The sequence below is a fragment of the Occallatibacter sp. genome, from assembly GCF_049510455.1.
Lineage (GTDB): Bacteria > Acidobacteriota > Terriglobia > Terriglobales > Acidobacteriaceae > Telmatobacter.
Map to the genome: position 1 here is coordinate 1 of NZ_JBEKYX010000171.1, position 5,814 is coordinate 5,814.

Annotated in this window: 10 protein-coding genes; 7 read left to right on the forward strand and 3 right to left on the reverse strand. The window is 58.5% G+C overall.

Going from position 1 to position 5,814, the window contains the following annotated elements:
• Positions 1-226: 226 nt before the first annotated feature.
• The 5 genes from ABSG47_RS20270 to hemL all read left to right on the forward strand — a co-directional run bounded on the left by ABSG47_RS20270 (position 227) and on the right by hemL (position 2,654).
• Positions 227-415, forward strand: coding sequence for a helix-turn-helix transcriptional regulator (locus ABSG47_RS20270; protein WP_424172188.1), 189 nt, complete (start codon positions 227-229; stop codon positions 413-415).
• Complete coding sequence (locus ABSG47_RS20275) at positions 412-648, forward strand: hypothetical protein (protein WP_424172191.1); 237 nt, start codon at positions 412-414, stop codon at positions 646-648. Before ABSG47_RS20270 ends, ABSG47_RS20275 begins: the two co-directional genes overlap by 4 nt.
• Positions 649-680: 32 nt before the next feature.
• Positions 681-905, forward strand: a complete 225-nt coding sequence (locus ABSG47_RS20280) for a hypothetical protein (RefSeq protein WP_424172194.1) — start codon at positions 681-683, stop codon at positions 903-905.
• A gap of 17 nt (positions 906-922) precedes the next feature.
• Entirely contained in the window at positions 923-1,276 is a 354-nt protein-coding gene (locus tag ABSG47_RS20285) for a hypothetical protein (RefSeq protein WP_424172196.1), read from the forward strand.
• A 67-nt stretch (positions 1,277-1,343) separates the two neighbouring features.
• Complete coding sequence (hemL, locus tag ABSG47_RS20290; protein ID WP_424172199.1) at positions 1,344-2,654, forward strand: glutamate-1-semialdehyde 2,1-aminomutase; 1,311 nt, start codon at positions 1,344-1,346, stop codon at positions 2,652-2,654.
• A gap of 14 nt (positions 2,655-2,668) precedes the next feature.
• On the opposite strand, the gene ABSG47_RS20295 is transcribed toward hemL, so the two are convergent.
• The 3 genes from ABSG47_RS20295 to ABSG47_RS20305 form a co-directional block, all read right to left on the reverse strand.
• The gene (locus ABSG47_RS20295; RefSeq protein WP_424172202.1) at positions 2,669-3,070 is read right to left on the reverse strand and encodes a GNAT family N-acetyltransferase; all 402 of its coding nucleotides are present in this window, start codon (positions 3,068-3,070) and stop codon (positions 2,669-2,671) included.
• Positions 3,071-3,189: 119 nt separating this feature from the next.
• On the reverse strand, positions 3,190-3,492 hold the full coding sequence (locus ABSG47_RS20300) for a type II toxin-antitoxin system TacA family antitoxin (RefSeq protein WP_424172205.1): 303 nt from the start codon (positions 3,490-3,492) through the stop codon (positions 3,190-3,192).
• A gap of 58 nt (positions 3,493-3,550) precedes the next feature.
• Positions 3,551-4,282, reverse strand: a complete 732-nt coding sequence (locus ABSG47_RS20305) for a polysaccharide deacetylase family protein (RefSeq protein ID WP_424172208.1) — start codon at positions 4,280-4,282, stop codon at positions 3,551-3,553.
• Between the two features lie 132 nt (positions 4,283-4,414).
• On the opposite strand from ABSG47_RS20305, the gene ABSG47_RS20310 reads away from it, so the two are divergent.
• Both ABSG47_RS20310 and panB read left to right on the forward strand, forming a co-directional pair.
• Complete coding sequence (locus ABSG47_RS20310) at positions 4,415-4,561, forward strand: hypothetical protein (RefSeq protein WP_424172211.1); 147 nt, start codon at positions 4,415-4,417, stop codon at positions 4,559-4,561.
• Positions 4,558-5,520, forward strand: a complete 963-nt coding sequence (gene panB / locus ABSG47_RS20315; RefSeq protein ID WP_424172214.1) for a 3-methyl-2-oxobutanoate hydroxymethyltransferase — start codon at positions 4,558-4,560, stop codon at positions 5,518-5,520. The genes ABSG47_RS20310 and panB overlap by 4 nt, the downstream gene beginning before the upstream one ends.
• The last annotated feature ends 294 nt before the right edge of the window (positions 5,521-5,814 follow it).

The following is a 5,814-nucleotide window of genomic DNA, read 5'->3' on the forward strand; positions in this document are numbered from 1 at the left end:
CTGGCGGAGTTTGGGGCGCGGTATGCCGACCGGACGGAGAAGGACTGGGAGGAGTTGAAACGGTCTGGTAAGGCTCGCTTGAGCAAGGCAAGTTCGACCGCTAAAAAGTCATCCAGCAAAAAATAGATGTTAAGTATGCTTGACATCTATCAAGGCTGTGTCTAGGATGGCTTAGTAAAGTCTGCCTGACATGGCTGCTCAGCTTTCATATCGGATTGAGAACAAGGTGAAGGAACTTCGGCTGGCTCGCGAGTGGACGCAGGAGCAGCTGGCGGAAGCTGCTGGTGTTTCGCGGCAGAGCATTATTTCCATTGAGCGGAACCGGTATGTGCCGAGCCTGGAACTGGCACTGATTTTTGCGCGCATCTTTGCCTGCGCGACAGACGAAATTTTTCATTTGGAGGCGCTCAAATGAGCCATCCCTTAACGCGTGTTCCTTTTCTTGGGCAGTTTGTTGATGAGCGGTTTCTGGAGCATCGGCGCAAGGCATCTAGCGTTGCCGGAATTATTACGGCTGTGCTGGCGCTGGTTGTGCTCGAGTATCGCCTGATGCGCTATGGCGTTTTTGATTGGGAGCTGGCCGCTGTGGCGGCGGTGTTTATTGCGATCAAGATGGGGCTGTTTCTGTGGTACCGGTTTCGCGACTGAACTTCCAATGTTCTTGAGAGGAGAAGACGAATATGTGCCTGACCGATGGCAATGATTCCAAAAAACTGCGCTGGATGTTTGTGTTTGCGAATGGCTGCCTGGCTGCGGGATTGATGCTGCGGCTTTTTGTTCCTGCAAACGGAATCATTCCGCCTGATGCGCTCCATTTTTTGGTGGGTATGCTGCTCGGCATTTCCATTGCAATGAATTTCCATGTTGTCCAGATGCGCAGGCGTAACCGTAAGAACCGCGCGTAAGTGAAGAGGAGCTGCCTGTGTTTGTTGAATTAGTTTCCAGATACGCATTACTGGCCGGATTTGTATTTGCCGGCCTGAAGCTGATTGCAACGATCCTTCAAATCCTGTTCGCCAAGGGCGATTATCGTCGTCTTCCAGATACAGTCGTGTTTCGGACGGTCTATATTGTGGGCAAGGTGACGCCTGCTCTGGCTGCGGCATCGTTCTGTGCGCTGGCAATGCTGCGACATGATCGCGAACATAGCTGGGTATATGGGATTCTCGCTGTCTTTGCTGCATTGCTGGCGGTGTTTGTGGTACGTCTCCGCAGGCAAGGGCGATTTTTCGGCGGGCTCAATATGCTGTCGAACTGGCGCAAGAATCGCGCCTGACTGCTTGTGTATTGTCCTTAGCGCGGAGAGTCGTTTGCATGACTGCGGCTTCTATACTTGAGGCAGCATGAGTCAATCGATAGAAGCACCCGTACGCACACGTTCCCAGGCATTGCAGCAGCGCGCTGAGCGCTTGTTTCCCGGAGGGGTGAATTCGCCGGTGAGGGCTTTTCGCGCGGTGGGCGGAGGCGCACCGTTTCTGGAGAGCGCAGCGGGCGCATGGCTGACGGATGCGGATGGGAACCGGTACATCGACTACTTCGGCTCATGGGGGCCGATGATTCTGGGTCATGCGTTTCCGCCGGTGGTGGAGGCGATTGAGCGCGCGGCGCGGAAGGGTGCGAGCTTTGGGGCCTCGACGGCTGCCGAAGGCGACCTGGCTGAGCGCGTGATGGCGTGCTATCCGGCGATTGAGAAGATGAGGTTTGTTTCGAGCGGGACGGAAGCGACGATGTCGGCGATTCGGCTGGCGCGGGCGGCGACTGGGCGCGATGTGATTGTGAAGTTTGAGGGCTGCTACCACGGGCATGCGGATGGGCTGCTGGTGAAGGCTGGATCGGGTGTGGCTACGTTTGGGATTCCGGGTTCGGCGGGTGTGCCGGAGGCGGTGGCGAAGCTGACGCTGGCGCTGCCTTACAACGATCTGGATGCAATGGAAGAGGCGTTTGCGGCGCATAGAGGCGAGATTGCGGCTGTGATTCTGGAGCCGGTGGTGGGGAATGCTGGGTGCATTCTGCCTGCTTCAGGGTATTTGGAGGGGCTGCGCGCGATTACGCGCCGCGAGGGCACGCTGCTGATTGCCGATGAGGTGATGACGGGCTTTCGGCTGGCGCTGGGCGGAGCAGTAGAGCGCTACAGGATGGAGCCGGATCTGATTACGCTGGGCAAGATTGTGGGCGGCGGGCTGCCAGTGGGGGCGTTTGGCGGGAGGGGCGAGATTATGGATTTGCTGGCGCCGCTGGGGCCGGTTTATCAGGCCGGGACGCTGAGCGGAAATCCGCTGGCGATGGCTGCGGGGATTGCTACGGTTGGATACTTGCAGGAACATGCGGGTGAGGTGTATCCGCGGCTGGAGGCAACGGCAAAGGCTGTGTTTGATGGTGTTGCGGCTGAGGCTGCGAAGGCCGGTGTGGCGCTGACGACCAATCGCGTGGGGTCGATGGGGACATGGTTCTTTACGCTGGATGAGGTGACGAATTACGACGAGGCGGCGAGGTCGGATACGGCGGCGTTTGGAAGATTCCATCGGGCGATGCTGGATCAGGGAGTCTGGCTGCCACCGTCGCAGTTTGAGGCGGCGTTTGTGAGTACGGCGCATGGGGATGCTGAGATCGCGCGGACGATTGATGCGGCTCGGGGTGCGTTCCGGCCGTTGTAACGCGACTCGGCTGCTCACTTCCCTAGCAGACTTGCAATTGTGCGCATGGGTAAAACCAGCCGCATGGATTCTGGAAGATGAATAAATCCGTGCGCTGCGTAGAACTTTGCGGCACGCTCGTCAATGGCGTCGACGACAACCATAGACGAGCCAACCACGTCCGCGTTTTCAGATGCTTTTCGCAGCGCTTCCGCTAATAAAATTGCACCAAGGCCCTGTCCGTGAAACTCCTCATGGACTGCAAGCCGGCCCAGCAGCGTAGCGCTTACCAGCGGGTAACGCGGGATATGTTTCTTTGCTTCTTCCGGGATGCTACCGGGTGCAAGAGCATAGGAGCAGAGGGTAAAGTAGCCACAAATTTGTTTGGTGCTACCGGCTGGGACCAGCACAAAGACGGCGTTCGCCTTGCGACGCATGTCCTGCGATGCCTGTGTCTTGAGATACACGTCCAGGCTCTCTACGCCGCAGTGGAACACGTCCCTCGGATGGTCCCTTGTGAGAGGCTCCAGTCGATATTGCTCTTTATCTGTGGGCGTCATCGCGCCGCGACACGCGTACTAGCGGATTGGAAGGCGCGACGCAGACGCGCGTTTGGCTTGGGCGGAGATACGAGCGTATCGAAGAAAATTTTGCGGTCGCGTTCGGAGAGAAGCAAGCTTTCATGCTGTGCAATCGTCTGCTGCGATGCCTGGGTCAGCGCACTCAGGCAAAAATCGGTGACACTGCGCCGTTCAAGAGCCGCGGCACGCTCTACCTGCCGTTTCGTTTCTGGATCGAGGCGAAAGCCAAGCCTTTGAAGGCGTGTGCCTCGGCTCGAAGAAAGTGCGGTCTGCGCCATAATGTCCCTCGTTAGGTGATTGTACGTCTCTCGGACGTACGATTCAACAAAACGAACCTTAAGCCCACTCGGTCACAGTCACGAATCGATGAGTCTTTGCGTAGCGCTCCAGTAGCTGCCCTGCGGCGGTGATAGAAGGCTCGCGGTTGGCTGTGGGTTCGAGGTGACCCCCGTCGTGGAGAACGATGTTGGCCGCGAAGCCGCAGCTGTGCAGCCTATCTACTTTCGCGCTTATCGTGGCTGCGATGCGGTCGGCGGAGGGTTCGGCCCAGTCGTTGGTCATGGCGTTCCATGTGACGGGAGTAAGACCGAGTTCGCGGGCGGTGCGGAGGACATCGGGGCGGCGTGCGCCAAAGGGTGGGCGGAAGAAGCGGATGGGCTGGCCTGTGATTTGTTCGAGTGCGTCATTGGTGGTGCGGAGTTCTTCGCGGACTTTGCCTGGGGCGGTGTGCGAGAGATTTGGATGCGACCAGGTGTGATTACCGACTACATGACCGCTGCTGGCGATGAGTTGGGTGAGAGCGGATTGCTGGCTGGCGTATTTGCCGACCAGGAAGAAAGTGGCTTTCACGCCGTAGCGATCGAGGATTTCGAGCAAGCGCGGCGTAAAGGCGGAGTTGGGGCCGTCGTCAAAGGTGAGGGCGATTTCGCCGGGTTTGTGCGGGGCGGTGAGCGTACGGCCAAAGATTTGCGAGGTGGGCCAGAGAGATGCGTAATAGTAGCCGCCGATGGCGAGGCCGGTGGCTGAGGCTCCTGCGATCAGGGCGATGGCGGCGGGGGAAATTGGCATCCTTTGTTAAGTTTGCGTTGCAATGGCGTGGTTTTGCAACATGCGGGACGGAATTTGCATCTTTACCGCAGGGCGATATACTCGCCTTGTACGGGCTGCATCCTGAGTTTGCGGAGCGGCACTGGAGATGCGATGAGTCTTACGAACTTTCCTGCCGGTGGCGGTCTGGCTGCCGGAACTCCCACGACAAAAGTGACTGTGCCTGCGCTGAGCGAGATGAAGCGGCAGGGGAAGCCTATCTCCGCGCTGACCTGGTGGATGAGGCGGGGATCGATTTGATCCTTGTTGGCGATTCGCTGGCGATGGTGGTGATGGGGCACGACAACACGCTGGCCATTACCGTGGATGAGATGCTGCACCATACGCGGGCTGTTCGGCGCGCAGTGAGGCGGGCGCTGGTGGTGGCCGATATGCCGTTTGGCAGCTATCACGGGACGGTTGCTGAGGGTGTGGCGAATGCCGTGCGCTTTGTGAAGGAAGCGGGCGCTGAGGCGGTGAAGATCGAGGGGCCGCGCGTGGAACTTGTGGCTGCGCTGACGGATGCGGAGATTCCTGTGGTAGCGCACCTGGGGCTGACGCCGCAGAGTGTGCATCGCATGGGCGGGTACCGCGTGCAGGCCAGGACGGCTGAGACTGCGATGCGGCTGAAGGCCGATGCCGTGGCGCTGGCGGAGGCGGGCGCGGGGGCGGTGGTGCTGGAGGGTATTCCGCGCGAGGCTGCGGCGGCGATTACGGCGGAGCTGACGGTGCCGACGATTGGGATTGGCGCGGGGCCGGAGTGCGATGGGCAGATTCTGGTTTTCCACGACCTGGTGAATCTGAGCTTTTCTCCGCAGGCGAAGTTTGTGCGGCGGTATGCGGATGCTGCGGCGATGTTCCGCGGGGCGATTGAGCGGTATCGCGAGGATGTGGAGCATCGAACAACAAGGACCTGGGGCACCCGAGCGATTCGCGAACGCTCATTAGGGCAAACGGTGTTGATCACCGGTGTTCTCTTTATTTCTCTGTCTTCGTCGGAAGCCGTTCAGGAACACTTTCACGCCGACCCCAAAGAACAGAATTCCAACAATCACGAATGCTGTGGATTTGCGATCAGGCGACGTTTCACGATCCGCTTCGGTCAAGGCCACTCCGAGGAACATAAAGGTAACGCCGAAAATCCAAGCCCCGACTCGTTGCACGAGCGGCGCGTCAGGAGATCCTTTCCAGAGAAATTCATCCACGCCGTGGCCATTTAACATCGTGTCCGGCCAAGTAGTATTTCTCTGTTTTGCCTTTATCTCTTCAATCAATTGTTGTGGATGTTCAGGATCGTTTTTCATGCCGCTCCGCCGGGGTGTTGCGAATTCGCAAGCAGCTTATAGCACCGCCCAATAGCGCCTGTGCAGTAACCAGTCGTTGCAAAATCAGTAGCCTGACGCTTTGCCGTAGTGGCTGCGGTGGTCCTGGCCGCCTTGGAGTTCGCCGGTTTTGGGATCGATGGCTATGCACTCGCCGTTGGACCAGTGGCCTTTGCTGACTGAGACGTCGTA

Excerpts from the sequence above, each read along its gene's own strand:
- ABSG47_RS20275 (WP_424172191.1), top strand. The coding sequence starts at position 412 with ATGAGCCATCCCTTAACGCGTGTTCCTTTTCTTGGGCAGTTTGTTGAT.
- ABSG47_RS20280 (WP_424172194.1), top strand. The coding sequence starts at position 681 with ATGTGCCTGACCGATGGCAATGATTCCAAAAAACTGCGCTGGATGTTT.
- hemL (WP_424172199.1), top strand. The coding sequence starts at position 1,344 with ATGAGTCAATCGATAGAAGCACCCGTACGCACACGTTCCCAGGCATTG.
- ABSG47_RS20295 (WP_424172202.1), bottom strand. The coding sequence starts at position 3,070 with ATGCGTCGCAAGGCGAACGCCGTCTTTGTGCTGGTCCCAGCCGGTAGC.
- ABSG47_RS20300 (WP_424172205.1), bottom strand. The coding sequence starts at position 3,492 with ATGGCGCAGACCGCACTTTCTTCGAGCCGAGGCACACGCCTTCAAAGG.
- ABSG47_RS20305 (WP_424172208.1), bottom strand. The coding sequence starts at position 4,282 with ATGCCAATTTCCCCCGCCGCCATCGCCCTGATCGCAGGAGCCTCAGCC.
- ABSG47_RS20310 (WP_424172211.1), top strand. The coding sequence starts at position 4,415 with ATGAGTCTTACGAACTTTCCTGCCGGTGGCGGTCTGGCTGCCGGAACT.